The organism is Roseococcus pinisoli (assembly GCF_018413645.1).
In the GTDB taxonomy this organism is placed as follows: domain Bacteria; phylum Pseudomonadota; class Alphaproteobacteria; order Acetobacterales; family Acetobacteraceae; genus Roseococcus; species Roseococcus pinisoli.
Genome location: NZ_JAHCDA010000001.1, coordinates 1613476 through 1635997 on the forward strand (window position 1 = coordinate 1613476; position 22522 = coordinate 1635997).

The 22522-nt window shown below is 70.1% G+C and carries 21 protein-coding genes and 1 tRNA gene; 15 read left to right on the forward strand and 7 right to left on the reverse strand.

Annotated elements, in window-relative coordinates:
- Positions 1-6: 6 nt before the first annotated feature.
- From KHU32_RS07900 to KHU32_RS07910, 3 genes are all read left to right on the forward strand, one after another.
- Positions 7-1212 (forward strand): MiaB/RimO family radical SAM methylthiotransferase, encoded by a 1206-nt coding sequence (locus tag KHU32_RS07900; RefSeq protein WP_347265517.1) that lies wholly within the window; start codon positions 7-9, stop codon positions 1210-1212.
- A 281-nt stretch (positions 1213-1493) separates the two neighbouring features.
- Entirely contained in the window at positions 1494-2450 is a 957-nt protein-coding gene (ftsY, locus tag KHU32_RS07905; protein WP_456315938.1) for a signal recognition particle-docking protein FtsY, read from the forward strand.
- A 75-nt stretch (positions 2451-2525) separates the two neighbouring features.
- Complete coding sequence (locus tag KHU32_RS07910; protein ID WP_213669452.1) at positions 2526-2981, forward strand: MaoC family dehydratase; 456 nt, start codon at positions 2526-2528, stop codon at positions 2979-2981.
- 18 nt (positions 2982-2999) lie between these two features.
- On the opposite strand, the gene KHU32_RS07915 is transcribed toward KHU32_RS07910, so the two are convergent.
- Entirely contained in the window at positions 3000-3749 is a 750-nt protein-coding gene (locus KHU32_RS07915; RefSeq protein WP_213669453.1) for a hypothetical protein, read from the reverse strand.
- Between the two features lie 57 nt (positions 3750-3806).
- Here KHU32_RS07915 and KHU32_RS07920 point away from each other — a divergent pair, with 57 nt between their 5' ends.
- The 5 genes from KHU32_RS07920 to KHU32_RS07940 all read left to right on the forward strand — a co-directional run bounded on the left by KHU32_RS07920 (position 3807) and on the right by KHU32_RS07940 (position 8377).
- On the forward strand, positions 3807-4313 hold the full coding sequence (locus KHU32_RS07920) for a GFA family protein (protein ID WP_213669454.1): 507 nt from the start codon (positions 3807-3809) through the stop codon (positions 4311-4313).
- A gap of 12 nt (positions 4314-4325) precedes the next feature.
- Positions 4326-5303: a Bug family tripartite tricarboxylate transporter substrate binding protein gene (locus tag KHU32_RS07925; RefSeq protein ID WP_213669455.1), complete on the forward strand. Its 978-nt coding sequence runs from the start codon at positions 4326-4328 to the stop codon at positions 5301-5303.
- 40 nt (positions 5304-5343) lie between these two features.
- The gene (locus KHU32_RS07930) at positions 5344-6243 is read left to right on the forward strand and encodes a polysaccharide deacetylase family protein (RefSeq protein WP_213669456.1); all 900 of its coding nucleotides are present in this window, start codon (positions 5344-5346) and stop codon (positions 6241-6243) included.
- The gene (locus tag KHU32_RS07935; protein WP_213669457.1) at positions 6243-7118 is read left to right on the forward strand and encodes a polysaccharide deacetylase family protein; all 876 of its coding nucleotides are present in this window, start codon (positions 6243-6245) and stop codon (positions 7116-7118) included. The genes KHU32_RS07930 and KHU32_RS07935 overlap by 1 nt, the downstream gene beginning before the upstream one ends.
- A 92-nt stretch (positions 7119-7210) precedes the next feature.
- Complete coding sequence (locus KHU32_RS07940) at positions 7211-8377, forward strand: alpha-hydroxy acid oxidase (RefSeq protein WP_213669458.1); 1167 nt, start codon at positions 7211-7213, stop codon at positions 8375-8377.
- Positions 8378-8420: 43 nt separating this feature from the next.
- Here KHU32_RS07940 and KHU32_RS07945 read toward each other — a convergent pair whose 3' ends face one another.
- From KHU32_RS07945 to KHU32_RS07960, 4 genes are all read right to left on the reverse strand, one after another.
- Positions 8421-9470: an Ldh family oxidoreductase gene (locus KHU32_RS07945; protein ID WP_213669459.1), complete on the reverse strand. Its 1050-nt coding sequence runs from the start codon at positions 9468-9470 to the stop codon at positions 8421-8423.
- 51 nt (positions 9471-9521) lie between these two features.
- Positions 9522-10478, reverse strand: a complete 957-nt coding sequence (locus KHU32_RS07950) for a tripartite tricarboxylate transporter substrate binding protein (RefSeq protein ID WP_213669460.1) — start codon at positions 10476-10478, stop codon at positions 9522-9524.
- Positions 10479-10559: 81 nt separating this feature from the next.
- Positions 10560-11987, reverse strand: a complete 1428-nt coding sequence (locus KHU32_RS07955; protein WP_249680606.1) for a metal-dependent hydrolase family protein — start codon at positions 11985-11987, stop codon at positions 10560-10562.
- A 190-nt stretch (positions 11988-12177) separates the two neighbouring features.
- A complete protein-coding gene (locus KHU32_RS07960) occupies positions 12178-12846 on the reverse strand; it encodes an alpha/beta hydrolase (RefSeq protein WP_213669461.1) in 669 nt (222 codons plus the stop codon).
- A gap of 563 nt (positions 12847-13409) precedes the next feature.
- On the opposite strand from KHU32_RS07960, the gene KHU32_RS07965 reads away from it, so the two are divergent.
- The 5 genes from KHU32_RS07965 (at position 13410) to mnmA (ending at position 17951) form a co-directional block, all read left to right on the forward strand.
- The gene (locus KHU32_RS07965; RefSeq protein WP_213669462.1) at positions 13410-14510 is read left to right on the forward strand and encodes a cysteine desulfurase family protein; all 1101 of its coding nucleotides are present in this window, start codon (positions 13410-13412) and stop codon (positions 14508-14510) included.
- A gap of 5 nt (positions 14511-14515) precedes the next feature.
- Positions 14516-15721: a cysteine desulfurase family protein gene (locus KHU32_RS07970; RefSeq protein ID WP_213669463.1), complete on the forward strand. Its 1206-nt coding sequence runs from the start codon at positions 14516-14518 to the stop codon at positions 15719-15721.
- Between the two features lie 9 nt (positions 15722-15730).
- Complete coding sequence (locus KHU32_RS07975) at positions 15731-16048, forward strand: ferredoxin family 2Fe-2S iron-sulfur cluster binding protein (protein ID WP_213669464.1); 318 nt, start codon at positions 15731-15733, stop codon at positions 16046-16048.
- A gap of 4 nt (positions 16049-16052) precedes the next feature.
- On the forward strand, positions 16053-16766 hold the full coding sequence (locus KHU32_RS07980) for a TenA family protein (protein WP_213669465.1): 714 nt from the start codon (positions 16053-16055) through the stop codon (positions 16764-16766).
- A gap of 120 nt (positions 16767-16886) precedes the next feature.
- Positions 16887-17951, forward strand: a complete 1065-nt coding sequence (gene mnmA / locus KHU32_RS07985) for a tRNA 2-thiouridine(34) synthase MnmA (RefSeq protein WP_213669466.1) — start codon at positions 16887-16889, stop codon at positions 17949-17951.
- Between the two features lie 105 nt (positions 17952-18056).
- Here mnmA and dapA read toward each other — a convergent pair whose 3' ends face one another.
- Both dapA and KHU32_RS07995 read right to left on the reverse strand, forming a co-directional pair.
- Entirely contained in the window at positions 18057-18953 is an 897-nt protein-coding gene (gene dapA, locus KHU32_RS07990; RefSeq protein WP_213669467.1) for a 4-hydroxy-tetrahydrodipicolinate synthase, read from the reverse strand.
- 201 nt (positions 18954-19154) lie between these two features.
- Positions 19155-20849 carry an amidohydrolase gene (locus tag KHU32_RS07995; protein WP_213669468.1) on the reverse strand — a complete coding sequence of 565 codons (1695 nt, stop codon included), beginning with the start codon at positions 20847-20849 and terminating at the stop codon, positions 19155-19157.
- 202 nt (positions 20850-21051) lie between these two features.
- Between KHU32_RS07995 and KHU32_RS08000 the strand changes: the two genes are divergently transcribed.
- Together KHU32_RS08000 and KHU32_RS08005 are read left to right on the forward strand one after the other, a co-directional pair.
- Positions 21052-21128: transfer RNA gene (locus KHU32_RS08000), tRNA-Met, on the forward strand.
- Between the two features lie 347 nt (positions 21129-21475).
- Positions 21476-22177, forward strand: coding sequence for a glutathione S-transferase (locus KHU32_RS08005; protein WP_213669469.1), 702 nt, complete (start codon positions 21476-21478; stop codon positions 22175-22177).
- Positions 22178-22522: the final 345 nt, after the last annotated feature.

A 22522-nucleotide genomic window follows, 5' to 3' on the forward strand; every position in this document is an offset into this window, starting at 1 on the left:
GCCGGCGTGAATCGGCCGGGCGAGCCTGCCGCCGACACGCTGACCTTCGGCTGCCGGCTCAATATCGCCGAGAGCGAGACCATGCGCGCGCTCGCCGCGCGGGCCGGCTTCGCCGATGCACTGATCGTCAATACCTGCGCTGTCACCGGCGAGGCCGAGGCCCAGGCCCGGCAGGCCATCCGCCGCGCCGCGCGCGAGCAGCCGGGGCGGCCCATCCTGGTCACCGGCTGCGCCTCCCAGATCGCGCCGGGCAAATGGGCCGGGCTGCCGGGCGTCGTCCGGGTCATCGGCAACGGCCAGAAGCTCGATCCGGCCGCCTGGTCGGCCGAGGTGGCGCCCATCCTGCGGGAGACGCCGATCGGCATCGCGGCCGGCGGGGCGACGCGGGCCTTTCTCGCCGTCCAGCAGGGCTGCGACCACGCCTGCACCTTCTGCATCATCCCCCAGGGCCGTGGCCCGGCCCGGGCCATGCCCATTGCCGAGGCCGTCTCCGCCGTGCGCGACCTCGCCACGCGCCATGCCGAGGTGGTGCTGACCGGGGTCGACCTGGCCAGCCATCCGGAGCTCGCAGCCCTGATCCGCGCCGTCCTCCGCGAGGTGCCGGAACTGGCCCGCCTGCGCCTCTCCTCGCTCGATCCGGCGGCGCTGGACGAGGCCTTCTGGGCCCTCTTCGCCGAGGAGGAACGCCTGATGCCGCAGCTGCATCTCTCGGCCCAGCATGGCCACGACCTGATCCTGAAGCGCATGCGGCGCCGGCATTCCCGCGCCGACCTCGTGCAACTTTCCGCCCGTGCCCGCGCGTTACGTCCAGACGTGGCGCTGGGGGCCGACCTCATCGCCGGGTTCCCGACGGAGACGGAGGAGCATCTGTGCGCGATGATCGATCTGGTGGCGGAGGCGCAGCTCGCCTTCCTGCACGTCTTTCCCTATTCCGCCCGCGCCGGCACGCCCGCCGCGCGCATGCCGCAGCTGCCGATGCCGCTGCGCCGCGAGCGCGCGGCCCGGCTCCGCCAGGCCGGCGAGGCCGAGCGCTCGCGCTTCCTGGCCTCCCGCATCGGGCAGGTGGAGGAGGTGCTGATGGAGGCCGAAGGCATGGGGCACACACGGCATTTCGTGCCCGTTCGCCTTTCTTCCGCACCAAGGGGCGCCTTGCGTCGCGCCCGGATCACGGCCAGCGACGGCCGCATGCTCATCGCCGAGGAGGCCGCCTGATGGCGCTGCGCGATCTATGGGGAAAGCTCACCGGCCGGGCGAGCGACATCCCGCCGCCCTCCACGCCCGAGATCGTGCCGCCGCCGGAGCCGCCCGCCGAGCCCACGCCCCCGGCCGAGCTGCCGCCCCCGACCCCGGAGCCGGTGCGCGAGCCGCCGCCGCAGGAGATTCCGCCCGAGCCCGTCCGCGAACCGGAGATCCCCAACCCCGCGCGGGCCGAGCTTCCCGTCGCGCCTGTCGCGGAGCCCCTTGAGACCGCCTTCGAGGCGCCGCCCGCGGCGGTGCCCGACGAGGCGGCGGAGGAAGATGCGCCGAAAGCCGGGTTCTTCGCCCGGCTGAAGGCCGGCCTCTCCCGCTCCACCGCCAAGCTGACCGACGCCATCGGCAGCGTCTTCCTCAAGCGCAAGCTGGACGACGCCGCGCTGGAGGAGCTGGAGGAGATGCTGATCGGCGCCGATCTTGGCGTCGCGGCCGCCGGCCGCATCGTGGAGGGTTTCCGGCGCACGAAGTTCGGCCGGGAGGTCACGGACGAGGAGGTGAAGACGGCACTGGCGGACGAGATCGCCGCCATCCTCGCCCCCGTCGCCCGGCCCCTGACCATCCATGCCGGGCACGCGCCGCATGTCGTGCTGGTCGTCGGCGTGAACGGCACCGGCAAGACCACCACCATCGCCAAGCTGGCCGAGCAGTACCGCGCCCAGGGCCTCAAGGTCTGGATGGTCGCCGGCGATACCTTCCGCGCCGCGGCGGTGGAGCAGCTGCAGATCTGGGGCGAGCGCACGGGTGCGCATGTCGTGGCGCCGGCCAAGATGGGCGCCGATGCCGCCGGCCTCGCCTTCGACGGGCTGAAGGGCGCGAAGGAGGCGGGGATCGACGTGCTCCTCGTCGACACCGCCGGCCGCCTGCACAACAAGACCGCGCTGATGGAGGAGCTGCGCAAGGTCGTGCGCGTGCTCAAGCGCGGCGACGACGCCGTGCCGCACACCACGCTGCTGGTGCTGGATGCCACCACGGGCCAGAACGCCGTCAGCCAGGTGAAGGTCTTCAAGGAGATGGTGGATATCACCGGCCTCGTGGTGACGAAGCTCGACGGCTCGGCCAAGGGCGGCGTGGTGGTGGCGCTGGCGCAGGAATTCGGCCTGCCGGTCCATGCCGTGGGTGTGGGCGAGAAGGCGGCCGACATGCGCCCCTTCGAGGCGCGGGACTTCGCGCGCAGCCTGGTCGGGCTCGAGGGGTGAAGGCTGCCGCCGGGAGGGCTGGTCCTTCCCGGTCTTGCGCGGCAAGCTTCCCGGATAGAATCCGGGAGGAACGACATGCTCGAAATCGAGAAGCCCGCCGACATGGCCGAGTGGGTCGGCAAGAAGCTCGGCACCAGCGACTGGTTCACCGTCGACCAGAAGACCATCGACCTCTTCGCCGAGGCCACGGGCGACCACCAGTGGATCCATATCGACGTGGAGCGCGCGAAGAAGGAGATGCCGGGCGGCAAGACCATCGCCCATGGCTTCCTGACGCTCTCGCTGCTGCCGCGCCTGGGGCCGACGATCTACGGGATCAAGCAGCGGTCGCGCGCCATCAACTACGGCACCAACAAGGTGCGCTTCACGGCCATGGTGCCCGCCGGCTCGCGCGTGCGGCTGCATTCCACGCTGAAGGCCTGCGACCCCATCCAGGGCGGCGTCCGCCTGACGGTGGAGAACGAGATGGAGCTGGAGGGCAGCCCGCGGCCCTGCCTCGTCGCCGAGACGCTCAGCCAGGTCTACGACTGATCGGCCGGGACTGTTTCTTCAGCGGCTGCGGCCGCTGAAGAAACCCTCGGGCGGGGTGCTCGGCTGGGCCGCGATCGGCGGCAGCCCGTCATTCAACGCGGCGCGAGGGACGTCGGTGCGCGTCACCGGCGCGAAGACCTGCCCGCCGCCGTAGACCTGTCGCGCGGGCGCCGAGGTCACGGTGGGGGCCGGTGGCGGGAAGCTCGCCCCGCGCGGATTGAACAGCGGCGTGGTGGAGACGGGCGGCAGGCCCTGCGGCTCCGGCGCGGGCCGGGCGAAGCGGGCCGGCAGCGTGGGATAGGCGGGCAGGGGCTCCAGCGGCGCATTCTCGGCGACGGGCTCGCTGGTCCGGGGCGCACGCGCCCGGCGCGGCCGCGCAGGTTCGGTCGAAGCCTGCTCGGGGGCCGCGGAAGGGCGGGAACGGCGGCGCGCGGCCAGCTCCGCGGGCTCGCGCACGACCGGCCGGGCTGCCGCGGCGAGAAGGGGGTCGACGCCGTTGGCCGCGGCCATCCCGAAGGGTGCGGTGCAGCGGAACTGGAGCTGATAGCGGCCGGAGCCCACGCGGCGGTCCTGCACCAGGAAGTCGCGGCCCTGGGCGGCGCAGAAGTCGCGGGCATCGACGAGGCCGCGTTCGACGGCGCGCGAGCCGTTCAGCCCGGTCGTCTGCAGCAGGAAGGTGTCGCCGCCGCCCGAGCGGATTTCCTGGGAGGCGCAGGCCCCCAGCAGCGCGGAAGCCGCAGTCAGCACGGTCAGGCAGGTCGCGCGCATCTGGTCTCTCAATCTGCTTCGATGGCGAAAGCTTAACCGTGGTGGGAAGAATCCGCCATGCGCTTGCGCAGCCCAGGCTTCAGCGGCCCCCTGGGCATCGCGACGCCCTTCGCCCAGGCTGATCCCCGACAGGGAAGGGGAATGCCGATGCTCACGGGAAGCTGCCTTTGCGGTGCCGTCGCCTATGAGGTGGAGGCGCCGCCCGGCCCCGTCATCCATTGCCACTGCCGGACCTGCCGCAAGGCGCATGGCGCCGCCTTTTCCAGCGTGATGCCGGTGCCGCGCGACGCCTTCCGCTGGGTGCGCGGGGCGGAAAACCTCGGCGAGTACGAATCTTCGCCCGGCAAGTTCCGGCGCTTCTGCCGCAGCTGCGGGTCGCAGGTCTTCGCGGAGCGGGTTGCGAAGGATCAGGTCCTCCTGCGCCTCGGCTGCCTGGACACGCCGGTGACCGAGCGGCCCGTGGGTCACATCTGGCGATCGGACGCGGCGCCTTGGTATGATCCTTCCGACCTTCTGCCGGAGGCGCCCGAGGGCAGCTTCCGGCCGCCTGTCGAAAGAAGCTGAGGAAACAAATCCATGAAACGTCGCGCCCTGCTGGCTGCCCCGGCCCTGCTTGCCCCCGGCCTCGCGCCGCGGGCGGCTTCCGCGCAGGAGAACTGGCCCTCCCGCGCCGTCACCATGCTGGTGCCCTGGGCGCCCGGCGGCTCCAACGACGTCGTGGCGCGCCTCTTTTCGCCGGGGCTGGAGGCGCGGACCGGCCATCCCTTCCTGATTGACAACAAGCCGGGCGGCGGCGGCTCGGTCGGCATGGGGCAGGCGATGCGGGCGCGGCCGGACGGGCATGCGCTCTTCGTCTCCTCCGCCTCCAACCATGTCTTCTATCCGCTGATCTCGGGCGACCTCGGCTACGACGTGCGGGAGGCCTTCCATGGCATGGCCATGTGGGTGGACGTACCCAATGTCGTCGCGGTGCACCCCTCCGTGCCCGCGCAGAACATCCCGGAGCTGATCGCCCATATCCGGGCGACGCCGGGCGGCATGAGCTTCGGCTCCTCGGGCGTCGGCTCCTCCAACCACCTGGCCGGCGAGCTCTTCCGGATGCGCACGGGGCTCGACATGACGCATGTCCCCTATCGCGGCGGCGGGCCCGTGCTGGCGGACCTCATCGGCGGCACCATCAAGCTCGCCTTCATGAACCTGCCGACGGTGATCCCCCCGGCCGAGGCGGGGCGCGTGAAGGTCATCGCCGTCTGCACCGGGCAGCGCGTGAGCCTGCGCCCGGATCTCCCCACCGTCTCCGAGGGCGGCGTGCCGGATTATGCCGTGCGGTCCTGGACGGGGCTCTTCGCGCCGAAGAGCACGCCCGACGCGATCGTCCAGCGCATGTCCAACCTCTCGAAGGAGATCATGGAGACGCCGCAGATGCGAGCCCGCCTCGCCGATCTCGGCAGCGAGCCAATCTGGATGGACGCCGCCACGACCGACCGCTTCGTGCGTGAGGAATACGAGCGCTGGACGCCCGTGGTCCGCGCCTCGGGCGTGCGGATCGAATAGGGCGGTTGAACCGCGCGCCGTCGCGGGCCAGCATCGCGCCATGAAGCTCCCCGCCCATGCCCGCTACGCGCATAGCGCGATCCCCACCCGGCCAACCTACGAATGGCCGGGGGGCAAGCGCCTGGCCGTGCTCGTGGTCAACAACATCGAGCACTTCGCCTATCGGGCGGGGATGGGCTCGGACAGCACGGGCCTCAACCCCGTGCAGAACCAGCGCAGCTACGCCTGGCGCGACTACGGCAACCGCGTGGGCCTGTGGAACCTGCTCGACACGCTGGACGAGCTGGAGATCCCCTCGGCGCACAACATCAACAGCGCGGCGCTGGAGGCCTGCCCCGAGATCGGCCCCGCGCTGCGCGCCCGCGCCGACGAGTTCATCGGCCATGGCCGCAGCAATTCCGAACGGCAGGATATCCTCTGGGAGGAGGATGAGCGCCGGTTGATCGTGGAGAGCCGCGACATCCTGGCGCGCCATGCCGGCAAGCCGCCGCTAGGCTGGCTCGGTCCCTATATCGCCCAGAGCAACGTGACGCTCGACCTGCTGCGGGAATCCGGCTTCGCCTATGTCATGGACTGGCCGGCCGACGACCAGCCCTTCTGGATGGCGACGCGGGCGGGGCCGATCCTCTCGGTGCCTTATTCGGTCGAGATCAATGACAGCCCGGCGCTGATCGCCCGCCAGCACAGCGCGCGCGAATTCGCCGAGATGATCATCGACCAGTTCGACGAGCTGCTGCGCCAGTCGGAGAAGCGGCCGCTGGTCTGCAGCGTGGTGCTGCATCCCTTCATCGTCGGGCAGCCGCATCGGCTGAAGCCGCTGCGGCAGGCGCTGCGCCACATCATGGCGCATCGCGATAAGCTCTGGGTGACGCGGCCGGGCGAGCTGGCGGAATACGTGGCAGGGCTGCCGCGCGGCCTCGTGCCGGGATCGGAGGTCTGATGCGCGATTTCGAAGGCTACGGCCGCAACCCGCCGGACCCGCGCTGGCCGAACGGCGCGAAGCTCGCGCTGAACTTCGTGATCAACCACGAGGAGGGCGGCGAGGAGAGCGTGCCCGACGGCGACCCGCGCACCGAGAACGCGCTGACCGAAGGCAGCACCGCGCCCGTGAAGGGCCGCGACCTCGGCGCCGAGAGCATGTTCCAGTACGGCAGCCGCGTGGGCTTCTGGCGCCTCCACCGCCTCTTCACCGAGCGCGGCCTGCCCTGCACCGTCTTCGCCGTGGCCCGATCGCTGGAGCGCACGCCCCAGGCCGTGGCGGCCATCCGCGAGGCCGGATGGGACGTCTGCGCCCATGGCTGGAAGTGGGAGATGCACATCGGCATGGAGGAGGCGCAGGAGCGCCAGCGCATCGCCGACGCCACCGCCCTCATCGCGAAGCTGATCGGCAAGCCGCCGCTCGGCTGGTACACGCGCTACGCGCCGTCCCTGAACACGCGGCGGCTGCTGGCCGAGGCCGGCTACCTCTACGACAGCGACGCCTATGACGACGAGCTGCCCTACTGGACCGACCTCGCCGGCCAGCCGCGCCTCGTCCTGCCCTACAACCTCGCGCATAACGACATCCGCTTCCAGCGCGCGGCGCTGACGGCGGGCGAGGAGTTTTTCCAGTACATCAAGGGCGCGGTGGAGCTGATGCTGGCCGAGCCGGGCGGGCGCATGCTGAGCGTGGGGCTGCACAACCGCATCATCGGCCATCCCGGCCGCGCGGCGGGGCTCGCGAAGCTGCTGGACTGGCTGAAGACGCAACCGCAGGTCTGGGTCTGCCGGCGCGAGGAGATCGCGCGACACTGGATCGCGCACCACCAGCCCTGAACCCAGGGCCTCGACCCTATCGAGGGGCCGGGCGCGCAAAATGAGCCGCGACCGTCTGGCGCTGATTCGTCCAGACGTTACAGTCGGGCGCCATGAGTGACATCGCCCAACGCGCCCTCTGTCTCGACGATTTCGAGGAGCTGTCCCGCCGCCGCCTGCCGCGGCCGATCTTCGGCTACATCGCCGGCGCCACCGAGCGCAACGCGGCCCTGGAGGATAGCGCCAAGGCCTATTCCGAGTTCCACTTCCTGCCGCGCGTGCTGCGGGACGTCTCGCCGCGCAGTTACAAGCGGACCATCTTCGGTCGCGAATGGGCCGCGCCCTTCGGCATCGCGCCCATGGGCATGGCGGCGCTCGTCGCCTACCGGGGCGACATCGCCCTCGCCAAGGCCGCCAAGGCCGCGAATATTCCTTATATCCTTTCCGGCTCCTCACTGATCCGGATGGAGGAGGTCATCGCGGCCAATCCCGACGCCTGGTTCCAGGCCTATCTCCCGGGCAATTCCACGCGGGTCGAGGCGCTGGTGGACCGCGTGGCCGCGGCGGGCTTCGAGACCCTGCTGCTGACGGTGGACACGGCCGTGCTGCCGAGCCGCGAGAACAACGTGCGCAACGGCTTCTCCACGCCGCTCAAGCCCTCGCTGCGCCTGGCCTGGGACGGGATGCTGCATCCGCGCTGGACCTTCGGGTCCTTCATGTACACCTGGCTCAAGCACGGCATGCCGCATTTCGAGAACAGCTTCGCCGAGCGCGGCGCGCCCATTCTCGCCCGCAACGTGCTGCGCGACTTCACCGCCCGCGACCACCTGAACTGGGAGCACCTGGCACTCATCCGCCGCCGCTGGAAGGGCCGGCTGATCGTGAAGGGCGTGATGCACCCCGACGATGCCCGCCGCTCGGAGGCCGAGGGCGCGGACGGCATCGTCGTCTCCAACCATGGCGGCCGCCAGCTCGACGGCACGGCGGGCACGCTGCGCGTCCTGCCGGAGATCGCCGCTGCCTCGGGCAACATGACGGTGATGCTGGATGGCGGGCTGCGGCGTGGGACGGATGTGCTGAAGGCGCTCTCGCTCGGCGCGGATTTCTGCTTCTTCGGCCGGCCGATGCTGCACGCCGCCGCCGTGGCGGGCGAGGAGGGCATCAGCCACGCCATCAGCCTGATGAAGGGCGAGCTGGACCGCGACATGGCGCTGCTCGGCGTCAACACGCTCGAGGAGCTCGGCCCCCACGTCCTGCTGCGGACGAGCGGCGTCGCCTGATCCGGGAAGGGGGGCCTGTCCCAGGACAGGCCCCGGATACGCCTCAGCCGGCGAGCAGGAAGCTGGCTCCGCTGGCAGCGCAGACGGTGCGCACTTCCTCCACCAGCGTCGACACCACCGGGATGCCCTCCTGCCGGCGGCGGGTCACCGATTCATGCTCGGGATCGCCGGGGATCAGGACGGGTGCGGCCGGATCCACCGGGGCATTGCCGCGCATGCGGCCGAGGAGCTCTGCCATGTCCGCCTCGAAATCGGCGCGATCCCGGAAGGCGGAGGGATCCAGCACCAGGAAGAAATGCCCGGTGGCGAGGTCGCTGATGCGGGCGCCGGTCAGCGTGGCGCAGAGGATCTCGACCATCAGGGCCAGGCCGTAGCCCTTATGGGCGCCGAGCTCCCGCGTGCCGCCGAGCGGGGCGAGGCGGCGTGACTCGAAGGCCTTGTGGCTGTCCGTCTCGGCCCCGCCCTCGCCGTTGATGGCCCAGCCCGCGGGCAGCGGCTTGTCGGCGCGGCGGGCGATATTGACCTTGCCGTAGGCAACGGTGGTGGTCGCCATGTCGAGCAGCACCGGGCGCTCGGGATCGGTGGTCGGTGCTGCGAAAGCGATGGGGTTGGTGCCGAGGGCGCGTTCGGTGCCGCGGACCGGGACCAGGAAGGGATTGACCACATTGGTCAGCGAGATGGCGACCAGGCCTTCCTCGGCCGCCATGCGGGCGTACCAGCCGGCGGCGCCGTAGTGGTTCGAGCCGGTGACGCCGGCCACGCCGATGCCGTGCTGCTTCGCCTTGTCCATGGCGGCGCGCATGGCCTGGTGGGAGGCGACGTGGCCGATCCCCTTATTGGCGTCGATGAGCACGGCCGGGCCATGGTCGCGGACCACGGCGGGCACCGCCTTCGGCTCCAGCCGGCCCTCGGCGAAGAGCTTCTGGTAGGTCGGCAGCATGCCGATGCCGTGGGAGTCTACGCCGGAGAGGTCGGTCTCGACCATGACGGTGGCCGCGGTCGCGGCGTGCTCGGGGGACATGCCCCAGCTGGCGAAGACCTCCGTGATCTGGCGATGCAGGAGGTCTGAGGGAACGGTGATCATATCGGGCATGCGCGCAGTTTCATCGCGAAGGCCGCGTGACGTCCATTCCCCCCACCGAGCCTATTCCCGCCAGGGATGCTGGTCCCAGAGCGACTGGTAGTTCCGCTGCAGGCCGCGCAGCTCGGCCAGGTATTCCGCCGGGCCGAGGAAGCGCAGCGGCAGGTTCTGCTGCGTCGCGCTGGCCTTGAAGTCCGGATCGTCCACGGTGCGGCGGATGGAGAGCGAGAGGCGCGCCAGGATCTCGGGCGGCAGGCCGGCGGGCGCCGCCATGCCGCGCATCGAGCCCTCCACCACGTCGAAGCCCAGCTCCTTGAGCGTGGGCACGTCGCCCAGCGGCTCCCAGCGCGTGGCGCCCATCTGCGCGAGCGGCCGCAGCACGCCCTGACGGACCTCGTTGACGCCTTCCGCCACGTTCATCACCGCCAGCGGGATCGCGCGCGAGATGAGGTTCTGCTTCACCTGGGCGCTGCCGCCGAAGGGCACGTGCAGGAAGCTCGTGCCCGAGGCACGCTCCAGCGCCATCATGGCGAGGTGGTCGTCCGAGCCGACGCCGGTGGTGCCGTAGCCGATGGCGCCCGGCCGGGCACGGGCTGCGGCCAGGAGCGCCGCGAAGTCGCGGATCTCGGAATCGGCGCGGACCCAGAGCCCGCCCGGATCGTCCACGATATTGCCGATCAGCGAGAAGTCCTCGAGCCGGAAGCGCGTGCGGCGCTCCATCGGCAGGGTCACGATATGCGGGGTGTTGATGAAGCCGATGGTCAGGCCATCGGGCCGGGCGCGGGCCAGCTCGGTGAAGCCGATCTCGCCGCCGGCGCCGGGCCGGTTCAGCACCACCACGGGCTGGCCGAGGTCCTTCTCCATGAAGCGCGCGATGGTGCGGGCCGCCGCATCCGTGCCGCCGCCGGCCGCGAAGGCCACGATCATGGTGAGCGACTTGTCCGGGCGCCATTCCCCCTGGGCGAGGGCGGGCGTGGCCAGCAGGCCGGGCGCGGCGAGCAGGGAACGGCGGGCGATCATGGAAATTCCTCCGAGGAGCGCGGAGGATATTTTCATTTCCATGACGATCCAAGCGCCGCCGCGCGGAATTCCGGGCGCCGGCTAGGCGGCCAGCGTGTTCTTGTGGATCCGCCCGTCCTTCATGATGACCCGCAGGTTCCGCGCCGGGTCCGCGATCAGCGAGAGGTTCTCCAGCGGGTTGCCGTCCACGAGCAGCAGGTCGGCCAGCGCGCCTTCCTCGATCACGCCCAGCTTCCCCTGGTAGGGGTTGCGATCGCCCGACAGCGCCATCAGCTCGCCATTGGTGGCGGTGGCCATGCGTAGGGCCTCGGCGGGTGAGTACCAGCGCGTCAGGCGGGTGAGCATCATGCCCTGCTGGGGCGTCAGGGCGGCCGAGAAGAGCAGGTCGGTGCCGAAGGCGGTCTTGATGCCGAGGCGCTTCGCCAGCGCGTAGATACGGTCGGTGCCCGCATGCACCCGCTCCGCGTCGCGCGCGCCCTGTTCGCTCTGGGGAATCGAGGTGCCGTCGCCAAAGGGCTGGGTGCTGAGCCAGGCGCCCTTCTCGGCCAGGCGCGCCGCGGTGGCCTCGTCCATGAGGTGGCCGTGCTCGATGCAACGGACGCCCGCGTCGAGGGCACGGGTGACGGAGGCCGGGGTATAGGCGTGGACCATCACATAGGTCCCCCAGTCAGCCGCGGCCTCCACCGCCGAGCGGATCTCGGCCTCGGTGAGGGTGAGGGCGTCGAGCGGGCTGCGCGGCGTGGAGACGCCGCCGCTGCCGGTCAGCTTGATCTGCGAGGCGCCCTGCAGCAGCTGCTCGCGCACGCGACGGCGCATCTCGTCCGGGCCATCGGCGATGCCGAGGGCGCCCGTGCGCTCGGTCGCGGTCGTTCCGCCGCCGGCGCTCGGGAAATCGGAGAGGGGGCGGAAATCGCCATGGCCGCCGGAGGCGGTGATCATCGCGCCGGAGGGGTAGATGCGCGGGCCGGGGACCAGCCCCTCGTCGATGGCCTGCTTCAGCGCGAAGGAGGGGCCGCCGGCGTCGCGCACGGTGGTGAAGCCGCGCATCAGCGTGCGCTCGGCCTCGGCCGCGGCGACGAGCTGGATGTAGCCGATATCCGCGGTCAGCAGCGCGGGCAGGGGGATGGCGGCGAAGAGGGAATGCCAATGCGCATCGATCAGGCCGGGCATCAGCGTGCGCCCGCCGCAGTCGATGAGCTGTGCGCCCTCGGGCGGAGCGGGGCTGCCGGAGGCAAGCGCGGCGATGCGCCCGCCTTCGACCCGCAGCCGGAGCCCGTCGCGCAGGCTGGCCGCGTTGCCGTCGAAGAGGCGGAAATTCGTGAAGACGATCGGGCGCGGGGCGGTCTGCGCCAGGGCAGGGAGGGCAGCGGCCGAGACCGAGGCGGCGACGAAGCCGCGGCGGGACATCTCGCGGCCCAGGCGCCGTGTCAGGCTGCGGATCTCGGGGCGGTGGCAAAGGCAGCCGATATGGGCCGACGGAGCGGCCTCTTCCGGGGTGCAGTTCAGCATCGTGTCCCTCCTGCTTTCCACGCGGCGTGGAGCGCATCCGAAGGTCTTGAACTAGGTACTTCCGGGTCGGAAGGATACGCCTTCCCACATAGATAATGCGTCGGAGCAAAAGCCCGCCGGGCATCCGGCGGACAAGAAAAAGCCGGCCGCGGCAGAGCCGGGCCGGCCAAATTCCGCGGACGACTTCTCGTCAGTCGGCCGCGAGGGCCATCCGGCTGCGGTTCATGACGGAGAGGACGTGATCCTCGGCCATGTCGCTGATGGTCTCGACCTGGCTCGGCGTATAGACGTGGCCGGCCTGCGGGATCGAGCGGAAGTCGATGGCGACACCCTTCTGCGTGTTCAGCTTGTCCACAAGCTTCTGCACGCTGTTCAGCGGCACCAGCTCATCCTCCTCGCCGTGCAGGATCATGCCAGAGCAAGGACAAGGGGCCAGGAAGCCGAAGTCATAGTGGCTGGCCGGCGCGCTGATCGAGACGAAGCCGCCCATCTCCGGGCGCCGCATCAGGAGCTGCATGCCGACATAGGAGCCGAAGGAATAGCCGGCGACCCACAGCATCGAGGCGCTGGGGTTGATCGCCTGCAGGAAGTCGAGCGCCGCCGCGGCGTCGCTGATCTCGCCGATGCCGCCGTCATAGCGGCCCTGGCTCTTGCCGACGCCACGGAAGTTGAAGCGCAGCACCGAGAAACCCATCGACTGGAACTTCCCGTAGAGGCTGTGAACCACACGGTTGTTCATCGTCCCGCCATGGAGCGGATGCGGATGCAGCAGGAGCGCCACGGGGGCGTTCGGGCGCTTCGCGTGATGGTAACGGCCTTCAAGGCGGCCGTCGGGGCCGGCAAACATGACTTCAGGCATCGTGTCCTTTGTCCGTTTCATCGGTTGGGCCGCAGGGGATCAGCCGTTCGTCTCGGCCCATCTACTGCGTCCGGATTGCCAGTCGCTTCTCATCCCGCCGCGAAACCTTCCCGCAGGGGAAGGATTCGCGGCGGGACGGTCCGCGTGAACTCGAATTCTCAAGCGAGGCTTCGTCCGGGCACGCCATTGACGTGCTGCCTGACTGTCTACAGACTTCCATTCCGTAGAAATCACCCAAGGGGCCCACGGAGAGCTGCCGACACCGCGCCGTAAAGACATAAACGTCGCGGAAAACAATCGCTTCGAGAGCCTCGCTCGGTAGCCAAGCGCGGCAAAGCCATCATACGCAGCCCTGTCGTGTTTTCATAATGGATTCATCTGGAGGCCCGCATGGCTGGGTCCCCGTAATTGCATGACCGTCCAGGCAAATCCGAAACCTTTGCCGATGCGCCCTTACGCGAAGGGGCGGTCAGGCCGGAAAATCGTCCCGAAAAATCACGCGATGAACTATTCCGCGCCTCGCGAGAATTGACCCGGGGCCACCGCGCCGCGACATGCGGGGCATGACGGCGCTCGACCTTGATGCCAATGCCACGGAAGCCCTTCGTCCCGCCGCGCGCGAGGCGCTGCTGGCCGCGCTTGATGTGGGGGGCAACCCCTCCTCCGTCCATGGCGGCGGCCGCGCGGCACGCCGGATTGTGGAGCAGGCTCGCGCCGCCCTGGCCGCGCGCTTCGGCGTGGCGCCCGGCGACATCGTCCTGACCTCAGGCGGGACGGAGGCCAATGCCCTGGCCCTGCATGGCCTGGCCGCCGGAAGGCGGGTGCTGGTCGGCGCCACGGAGCATCCGGCGGTACGCAGCGCGGCACCCGGCGCGACGCTGCTGCCAGTCGAGCGCGACGGGACGGTGGCGTTGGGCTCCCTGGAAGCCCTGCTGACCGAGGGGCCCTCGGCGCTGGTCTGCCTGATGGCCGCCAATAACGAGACCGGCGTGCTGCACCCCCTTGGCGAGGTGGCGGAGCTCTGCCGCCGGCATGGGGCGCTGCTGCATGTGGATGCGGTGCAATCCGCCGGGCGGATAGGCCTGGAAGCCCTGGGCGCCGCCAGCATCGCCCTTTCCGCGCATAAGCTCGGCGGCGTGCCGGGGGCGGGCGCGCTGATCCTGGCGCCGCGCCTGCACCTGCCGGCCCTCATCGCCGGCGGCGGGCAGGAGCGTGGGCGGCGAGGCGGGACCGAGCCGCTGCCGGCCATCGCCGCCTTCGGCGCGGCGGTGGCGGAGACCTACGATATCCGCCGCATCGCCGCCCTGCGCGATGCCATCGAGGCGGGGCTGCGCCGCATCGCGCCCGAGGTGGTGATCGCGGGCGCCACCGCGCCGCGGCTGCCCAATACCAGCCTGGCCGTGCTGCCCGGCATCCCCGCCGAGACGCAGGTGATCGCGCTGGATCTCGCCGGCATCCGCGTTTCCGCCGGCTCCGCCTGCTCCTCCGGCAAGGTCGCGGCGTCCCCGGTGCTGGAGGCGATGGGCTTCGGGGTGGATGCGGGATGCGGCCTGCGCATCTCCTTGCCATGGAATGCACCGGAGGAGGCACCGGCGCGTTTCCTCCATGCCTATGCGGAGATGTACGCACGCCTCTCGTCACGCCGGGCAAGCCGCGCCACATAATCCGCATGCGCCCGAACCGCCTCATCTATCTCGACCACCACGCGACGACCCCGATGGATCCGCGCGTCCTCGCCGCCATGCGGCCCTGGTGGGAGGAGAATTTCGCCAATCCCCATTCCGTCGAGCACGCGCTCGGCCGCGCGGCCGAGGAAGCGGTGGAAACCGCCCGCGAGCAGGTCGCCGAGCTGATCGGCGCCGAGCCGCGCGAGGTGATCTTCACCTCCGGCGCCACGGAGGCCAACAACATCGCCATCAAGGGCGCGGCCCGCTTTGCTGGCATCTCCGCCGGCAGCGAAACGCGAGGCGGCCAAGACTCCCCAAGGCGCGTCATCACCTTGGCGACCGAGCACAAATGCGTGCTGGAATCCGTCCGCGACCTGGGTGCCGAGGGCTTCGAGCCGGTCATCCTGCCCGTGCGCCCGGACGGCCTGCTCGATCTCGAGGTGCTGCGCGCGGCGCTGCAGACGCCGACCCTCCTCGTCTCCGTCATGGCCGTGAACAACGAGACGGGCATCATCCAGGACCTCGCCGCCATCGGCGCCCTGGTGAAGGAGGCCGGCGCCCTCTTCCACACCGACGCCGCCCAGGCTTCCGGCCGCATCCCGCTGGACGTGAACGAGATCCATGCGGACCTCATGTCCGTCACGGCCCATAAGATCTACGGGCCCAAGGGCGTCGGCGCCCTTTACGTCCGCCGCCGGCCGCGCGTGCGCCTGGCGCCGCTCTTTTCCGGGGGCGGGCAGGAGCGCGGGCTGCGCAGCGGCACCCTGCCGGCCCCGCTCATCGTGGGCTTCGGCGAGGCCGCCCGGATCGCCCTGGCCGAGGGCACGCTGGATGCCGGGCGCATCGCCGGCCAGCGGCAGATCCTGCTGGACGGGCTGAAGGCGGCCATTCCGGGCCTGCGCGTGAACGGCTCGATGGAGGCACGCGTCGCCGGCAACCTCAACCTGACCTTCCCGGGCAGCGTGGATGCCCAGTCGCTGCTCGCCGCCCTGCCGGACCTCTGCCTTTCCACCGGATCGGCCTGTTCCTCGGCCGAGATCGCGCCCTCCTACGTGCTCGGCGCCATGGGGATTCCAGAGGCCGAGGCCCGTGCCACCTTGCGCGTGGGGCTGGGGCGCTTTACCTCGCCCGCGGAGGCGGAGCAGGCGGCGACCTTGATCGGGAGCGCCTGGCGTGGCCTCGTGGCCCAGCAGAATGCCGCGGAGTAGAGCGATACCATGCCCAAGATGACCTTTATCGAGCGTGACGGGACCCGTCGCGAAGTGGAGGCGCCGCTTGGCCTGTCCGTGCTCGAGATCGCGCATCGCAATGGCGTCGATGTCGAGGGCGCCTGCGAGGGTAGCCTGGCCTGCGCCACCTGCCACGTGATCGTGGACGGCGCCTGGTTCCCCAAGCTCTCCGAGCCGACCGAGGACGAGGAGGACATGCTCGACCTCGCCTTCGACCTGCAGGAGACGAGCCGTCTCGGCTGCCAGATCATCATCACCGACGAGCTCGACGGCCTCGTCGTCAAGCTGCCCTCGGCGGCGCGCTGACCTCATGCGCGGGATCGACGAATTCGGGGCCGCGGACGGCCTGTTCCGGAAGCTGCGCGCCGCCTCGGGCGCGGACTGGGCGGGCTACACCTGGCACCCCTTCGTCCAGCAGCTTTCGGCCGGCACGCTGCCGCTGAAGGCCTTTCAGCACTACCTGATCCAGGACTACCTGTTCCTGACCCACTTCGCGCGGGCCAAGGCGCTCGCCGTCGTGAAGGGCGAGAGCCTTGCCGCCATGCGCGAGAAGGCGGCCTCGGTCCTCGCCATCCTCGACGAGACGCTGCTGCACCTGAAGTACTGCGCGGAATGGGGGCTCACCGAGGAGCAGGTGACGCGCATCCCCGAGACGATGGAGACGGTCAGCTACACCCGCTGGGTGATGGACCGCGGCCTGCACGGCGACATCCTGGACCTCGAGATCGCGCTGGTGCCCTGCACCGTGGGCTACGGCGAGGTGGCGCGACGCATCCTGGCCGATTCCAACCGCCTGGTGGAGGGCAACCCCTACCAGTCCTGGATCGAGACCTATGGCGGCGACGGCTACCAGGCGCTGGCCGAGGGCGCGGCGAAGCGCATCGATGCGCTGGGCCGCAGCCATGGCGGCGAGGCGCGCTTCCAAACCCTGCTGCGCGACTTCTCCATGGCCGCGCGGCTGGAACAGCGCTTCTGGCAGCAGGGGCTGGATGCGTGCCGCGCGGACAAGATCGGGAATGGCTAGCGCCGCGCTCGCCGTATCCGGCCGCATGGCGGCCGGCGCCGCCCACTCGACCTTCGGGCTGGGCGCTTCTGCAGCGCGGCGAAGCCAAGGCGGCGGAGCCGCCGCCCGGCGTTTGAGGGCATGAAAATTCTTGTCGCCATGTCCGGCGGCGTGGACTCGTCGGTCGTCGCCGCGCTGCTGCACGAGCAGGGGCATGAGGTCGTCGGCGCCACGCTGCAGCTCTACGACCATGGCGCCGCCGTCCAGAAGAAGGGCGCCTGCTGCGCCGGTCAGGACATCCACGACGCGCGCAACGTGGCGGAAAACCTGGGCATCCCGCATTATGTGCTGGACCGCGAGCAGCGCTTCCGCGAGGCCGTGATCCAGGACTTCGCCGACAGCTACGCGCGCGGCGAGACGCCCATCCCCTGCATCCGCTGCAACCAGACGGTGAAGTTCCACGACCTGACGGAGTTGGCCGCCGACCTCGGCTGCGAGGCGCTGGCCACGGGCCATTACGCGCGCCGCCTCGACGGGCCGGACGGGCCGGAACTGCACCAGGCCGTGGATCCGGTGCGCGACCAGTCCTACTTCCTGGCGCAGACGACGCGCGCGCAGCTGGCGAAGACGCTCTTCCCGCTCGGCGGCTACGCCACCAAGGCCGAGGTGCGGGCCGAGGCCGTGCGGCTCGGCGTGGCGGTGGCGGAAAAGCCCGACAGCCAGGACATCTGTTTCGTGCCCACCGGGACCTATTCCGACGTGGTGGGAAAATTCCGGCCCGAGGCGCTGGAGCCGGGTGAGATCGTGGACGTTGCGGGAAATGTCCTGGGCACGCATCGCGGGCTGGCGCGCTACACGGTGGGGCAGGGGCGCGGGCTGGGCCTCTCCCGGCGCGAGGACGAGGCGCCGCTCTATGTGGCCGAGCTGGATGCCAAGCGCCGCCGCGTGGTGGTCGCGCATCGCGAGAAGCTGGCGCAGACGCGCATCCGCGTGGGCGACGTGAACTGGCTGATCGATCCGCCGCAGGGCGCCTTCCGCTGCGAGGCGAAGCTGCGCGGGCGTGAGCGCCCGGCGGGGATGACGGCGGAATGGGACGGCGCGGAGTTGGTGCTCACGCCGGATGCGCCGGGCATCGCGGCGCCGGGGCAGGCGGCGGTTCTGTACCAGGATGGGCGGGTGGTCGCGGGTGGCGCCATCCGGAGTTAGGCGGCCAGTTTCAGCTGGCCGCCGGACTGATCCGGGCCGGTTCGCCCCTGACGTCCTTCAATACACAACGCTTGTCGAGGATCGGCCGCCATTGGGCTGATCGCGCTACCGGATGCGTTCGATCTCCCGGTCGATCCGCGCCGCAAGCCCTTCGCTCACCTCCGTCATCGGCAACCGCACCTCGGGGCTGTCGATGAGCCCGGCACGCCAGAGCCAATGCTTGATCGGGGCCGGGCTCGGCTCCGCGAAGAGCAGCGGCGGAAGGTCGGCCAGCCGCCGCCAATCGGCCAGCGCGCCGGGCTGGTCGCCGCATAGCAGCTTCTCCCGGACGTCGGCGAAATCGCGCGTCCGGACATGGGCGGAGGCCAGGATGCCGCCATCGGCGCCCTGGGTCAGGGCGGAATAGAAGAACGGATCCTCGCCCGTCAGCACGGCGAAACCGGAGGGCCTGCGGCACGTCAGGTCGAAGGATTGCGCCGGGTCGGCCGAGCAGTCCTTCACGCCGATGATCCGGGGATGCCGCGCCAGTTCCAGCATCGCCTCGTTCCGGAGGTTCACGCCGGTCCGGTAGGGGATGTTGTAGATCAGGATCGGCTTGTCCGTGGCCTCTGCCAGCGCCGAGAAATGGCGCCGCAGCCCCTCCTGGGAGGGGCGCGTGTAGTAGGGGCAGGTGATCAGGTAGCCCTGGATCGGCCAGGAGGCCGTGTGGGCCAGTTCCGCTGCGACCTGGCGCGTGTAGCTGCCGGAGATGCCGAGGAAGATCGGCAGGGGCCGCCCAATGCGCGCCAACTCCTCCGCCGAGACGGCGACGAGGCGTTCGACCTCGGCCTCGTCCAGGGTCATGCCCTCGCCGGTCGTGGCGGCCAGGATCAGGCCGTCGATCGGTTCCGCGGCATAGTGCCGCAGCATCCGACGCAGAGAGGTTTCGTCGAGCGCGCCGTCGCGGAAGGGCGTGACGAGCGGCAGCCAGATGCCCTGCAGCGTCGATTGTTCGGTTTCCATGAAATCCATCTCCTTCGAAAGGCCGGAGACGGAACTTCAGCGAACCCCGTCCAACCGGCGGGGTCCAATTCGATCCTGGAACGCTACAGTTTCAGCGCGCGCAAAGATCCAAGGTCCCCGGAGCGGGGACTTTTTTCGACGTCGCGGGCTTGGTGCTGCAGAAGTTCACGGGGGCAGCCTTCACCATCGCGGCCTCTGCCGTCAAGCCGAGGGCGTCAGCCGCCCCTCATGCACGACCTTCCCGCCGACCATCGTCAGCTCTGACGCCACGTCCTTCAGCGCTGGCAGCTCCACCGTCAGCGGGTCCGCCGTCAGCACCGCGAGGTCGGCCAGCTTCCCCACCTCGATCGCGCCCTTGTCCTTCTCCGACATGGTCAGATAGGCGCCCGCATTCGTTGCGGCGCGGATGGCGCTTTCGCGGCTGACGGCCTGGCTCTCGCCCACCATCCGCTGGGTCTGCAGGCTCATGCGCGAGACCGCCTGCCACATCGGGTAGAAGAGCGAGACGGGCACGTTGTCCGTCGCCAGCGAATAGGTGATGCCCGCCTCCTCCAGCCAGCGCAGCGGCGAGATGGCGTCCTCGTCGGGCAGGCCGTGGCGCTCCTGCAGCAGGTGGCCTTCCTTGTAGATGTAGCGGTTGGTGTGGGTGCTCAGCACCAGGCCGAGGTCGCGGATCTTGCTCACCTGCTCGCGGCTCAGCACGGCGATATGGCCCAGCACCCAGCGCAGGTCGCGGATCGGCACCACCTCGTTCACCTCGGCGAAAAGGTCGAGCATGTTGGGCCAGATGCCGATGGCGCGGATGCCGTTCCGCGCGCAGGCGATCAGCATCTCCTTCGCGCGCTCGCGCTCCAGCCCCATGTCGTAGTTGAAGCCGGCCCAGCCCGTGTAGGGCGCGGCCTGGGCGCGCACGGCGTTGTCGGTCGTGCGGCCGATCTCGGTGATGATGCCCGAAAGGCGCAGCATGTCGTCGCCGAAGCCCGCGCCGGCGAGCTGATGCGCCCAGCCGCCGATGATCCGCTCCATCGGCACGTCCTCCATCCCGCGCCAGTCCGGGCTGAAGGCGAGGTGGGAGCGCATGGTGAGCTTTCCGGCCGCGTGCACCTGCCGGTAGGCCGACAGCACCTCGGAGGCGACGCCGTGCTCCTCATAGACGCTGGTGGTGCCGAAGGCGTGGTACCAGGCCGTGGAGCGGGGCAGGGCGGCCACGCGCTGCGCAACCGTGAAGCCGGGCGCCATGTGGAAGAGCGAGAGCTCCACCAGGGGCACGAAGCCGCGCTCGGTGAAGATGCCGTTGGGCTCGCCCGCCGCGTCCTTCTCTATGGTCACGGTGGGGTGTGGCGGCGCCGTCTCGCGCGTCACGCCGGCCAGCCGCAGCGCGCGGGTATTGGCGAGGGAGACGAGCGGCTGGCTGTGCCGCCAGTAGCCCCAGATGGAGCGGATATAGACCGGGTTGTCCGGCGCGGCGTCGTCCAGCTCCTGCCGGGTGGGCCAGCGGCCCTCGGCCAGCGATTCGGGCAGGCCGAAGTAGAAGGGCGGCTCGCCGATCGGCATGGTGACGATCCATTCGCCCGGCGCCTTGTCCTTCGCGAGCTCGGCGATGCGGGCCTGGATCTCGGGAATGGAGCGGCAGCCGGCCAGCGAGGGGAAGACGGATTTCAGGCCCTCGCGGTCCATGTGCGCGTGGCCGTCGATAAGGCCGGGCAGCACGGCGCGGCCGTTCAGCGCGATCGACTGGGTGTGCGGGGCGCGGTGGCGCTCGACCATCGCGGCTTCGCCGACGGCGATGAAGCGGCCGGCCCGGATGGCGACGGATTCGGCGATGCTGAAGCGCGAATCGGCGGTGATGATCTTGCCGCCGGAGAGGATCAGATCGGCGGGTTCGTGCGTGCTCAACTCAACTCTCCGGGTGATGGACGGCCTGGCGCGGCGGATCGGGGGCAGGGGTGGGCGCATCCTGGCGGAAAATCGCCGGGACGCCAGCTTGGCCGGCAGCAAGGGCCGTTTCCGGGTGCCGGCAGCGGCCTGCGAGGCACTTCGGCGCGAGGGTTCCATTGACAGCGGCAAAAGTGCCGATTACCTCCCGCCCTCACTGGATGGCGGCGTAGCTCAGCTGGTTAGAGCACGGCACTCATAATGCCGGGGTCAGCGGTTCAAGTCCGCTCGCCGCTACCAGGAATCCTTGGATTTCCTGGATTTGTCCATCCTTCTTCCGGGCAGGCCGGAACACCCAGCGAACCTTTAGCCCTCTTCGGCCGGGCATCAGTTGGGCCGTCACGCGCTCTGTCGCATGGCGTCATGCAGGTGGGCCGCGCTCACCGCTCCGTATTTCTCGCAGTCGCGGCCCCGAACTCCGACATGTACTGCAGATCGACATCCGCGGCCTCGTTGCATGGCCGGAAGTCGATCGGATCCGTGCTCCCGATCTCATGGTGCATCTTAATCGGCGCCCATCACCTCAGCAGAGGGCGCCCCGCCGGCGTTGTTGATCAACGCCATGCACATGCGCTGGAGGCCCTGAGATGTCTGACTACGATCTCTACTACTGGTCCGTGCCGTTCCGTGGCCAGTTCGTCCGCGCGGTCCTGGCCTATGCGGGTAAGACCTGGACCGAAGGTGGAGACGCCGCGATCTCCGAATTGATGGGCGGGTCCGTGAAGGACATGCCGGTCCCGTTCATGGGCCCGCCCCTGCTGGTCGATAAGAAGGCAGATTTCGCCATCGCCGAGATGCCCGCCATCGTCCTGTATCTGGGCGAGACGCTGGACCTCCTGCCTGCCACCCCAGCGCTGCGCGCCCTGACCATGAAGATCGTCAACGACGCCAACGACGTGATCGATGAAATCACCCTCGATGGCGGCCGTCAGATGTGGACGGAAAAGCGCTGGCATGACTTCGTCCCTCGCCTGGAAAAGTGGATGTCGTTCTGGGAGGAGACGGGGCGGCGCCACGGGCTGAAGAAGGGCTCGGGCTTCCTTCTGGGCGGCGATGCGCCGGCCGTCGCGGACATCGTGACGGCCACCCTCTGGTCGACCATGACCGACCGCTTCTCCAGGATCGGGACGCTCCTGGAGAAGGCCGCCCCGAAGACCGCGGCGCTCACGCGACGGATCAGTGATCTGCCGCCCCTGGCCAACCTGGCTGCCCAGGCGCGGAAAGATTACGGCGATGCCTATTGCGGCGGACAGATCGAGGCGTCCTTGCGCAAGGTTCTCGACGCCTAGCCGCGGCCCTTTTGGTTTCGGCGGGATCCTCGCATGAGCAGGCTTGCATCCTTCAAGCTATCCGCCGGGAACTGGCGGAGCCTAATGGCCGCGGGGCGGCTCAGGACGGGCCGGAGCGGCACACCGCTCCGACAAAAAATCGGTCATCAACGGCCAGTCGCACGAGGCTCAGCGGCCGGTGTCTCGGGTTTGTCCGAACTGCCCGACCGCCTTCGTGCTTCACGCCCGGCACCGAGAGGCGCCGGGCGTTTTTGCCTGGGTTCAGCGGCCGCCCGTACCGGACGAAGATCCACCTGTCCCACCCGACGCGCCGCCTCCAGGCGTCCCGGGCGCCGTATTGGTACC

Coding starts and splice junctions, on each gene's coding strand:
- KHU32_RS07945 (WP_213669459.1), bottom strand. CDS start 9,470: ATGCCCGATATGATCACCGTTCCCTCAGACCTCCTGCATCGCCAGATC.
- dapA (WP_213669467.1), bottom strand. CDS start 18,953: ATGGAAACCGAACAATCGACGCTGCAGGGCATCTGGCTGCCGCTCGTC.
- KHU32_RS07925 (WP_213669455.1), top strand. CDS start 4,326: ATGAAACGTCGCGCCCTGCTGGCTGCCCCGGCCCTGCTTGCCCCCGGC.
- KHU32_RS07955 (WP_249680606.1), bottom strand. CDS start 11,987: ATGCTGAACTGCACCCCGGAAGAGGCCGCTCCGTCGGCCCATATCGGC.
- KHU32_RS07980 (WP_213669465.1), top strand. CDS start 16,053: ATGCGCGGGATCGACGAATTCGGGGCCGCGGACGGCCTGTTCCGGAAG.
- KHU32_RS08005 (WP_213669469.1), top strand. CDS start 21,476: ATGTCTGACTACGATCTCTACTACTGGTCCGTGCCGTTCCGTGGCCAG.
- KHU32_RS07965 (WP_213669462.1), top strand. CDS start 13,410: ATGACGGCGCTCGACCTTGATGCCAATGCCACGGAAGCCCTTCGTCCC.
- mnmA (WP_213669466.1), top strand. CDS start 16,887: ATGAAAATTCTTGTCGCCATGTCCGGCGGCGTGGACTCGTCGGTCGTC.
- KHU32_RS07920 (WP_213669454.1), top strand. CDS start 3,807: ATGCGCTTGCGCAGCCCAGGCTTCAGCGGCCCCCTGGGCATCGCGACG.
- KHU32_RS07940 (WP_213669458.1), top strand. CDS start 7,211: ATGAGTGACATCGCCCAACGCGCCCTCTGTCTCGACGATTTCGAGGAG.
- KHU32_RS07930 (WP_213669456.1), top strand. CDS start 5,344: ATGAAGCTCCCCGCCCATGCCCGCTACGCGCATAGCGCGATCCCCACC.
- KHU32_RS07960 (WP_213669461.1), bottom strand. CDS start 12,846: ATGCCTGAAGTCATGTTTGCCGGCCCCGACGGCCGCCTTGAAGGCCGT.
- KHU32_RS07915 (WP_213669453.1), bottom strand. CDS start 3,749: ATGCGCGCGACCTGCCTGACCGTGCTGACTGCGGCTTCCGCGCTGCTG.
- KHU32_RS07950 (WP_213669460.1), bottom strand. CDS start 10,478: ATGATCGCCCGCCGTTCCCTGCTCGCCGCGCCCGGCCTGCTGGCCACG.
- KHU32_RS07970 (WP_213669463.1), top strand. CDS start 14,516: ATGCGCCCGAACCGCCTCATCTATCTCGACCACCACGCGACGACCCCG.
- KHU32_RS07910 (WP_213669452.1), top strand. CDS start 2,526: ATGCTCGAAATCGAGAAGCCCGCCGACATGGCCGAGTGGGTCGGCAAG.
- KHU32_RS07935 (WP_213669457.1), top strand. CDS start 6,243: ATGCGCGATTTCGAAGGCTACGGCCGCAACCCGCCGGACCCGCGCTGG.
- KHU32_RS07975 (WP_213669464.1), top strand. CDS start 15,731: ATGCCCAAGATGACCTTTATCGAGCGTGACGGGACCCGTCGCGAAGTG.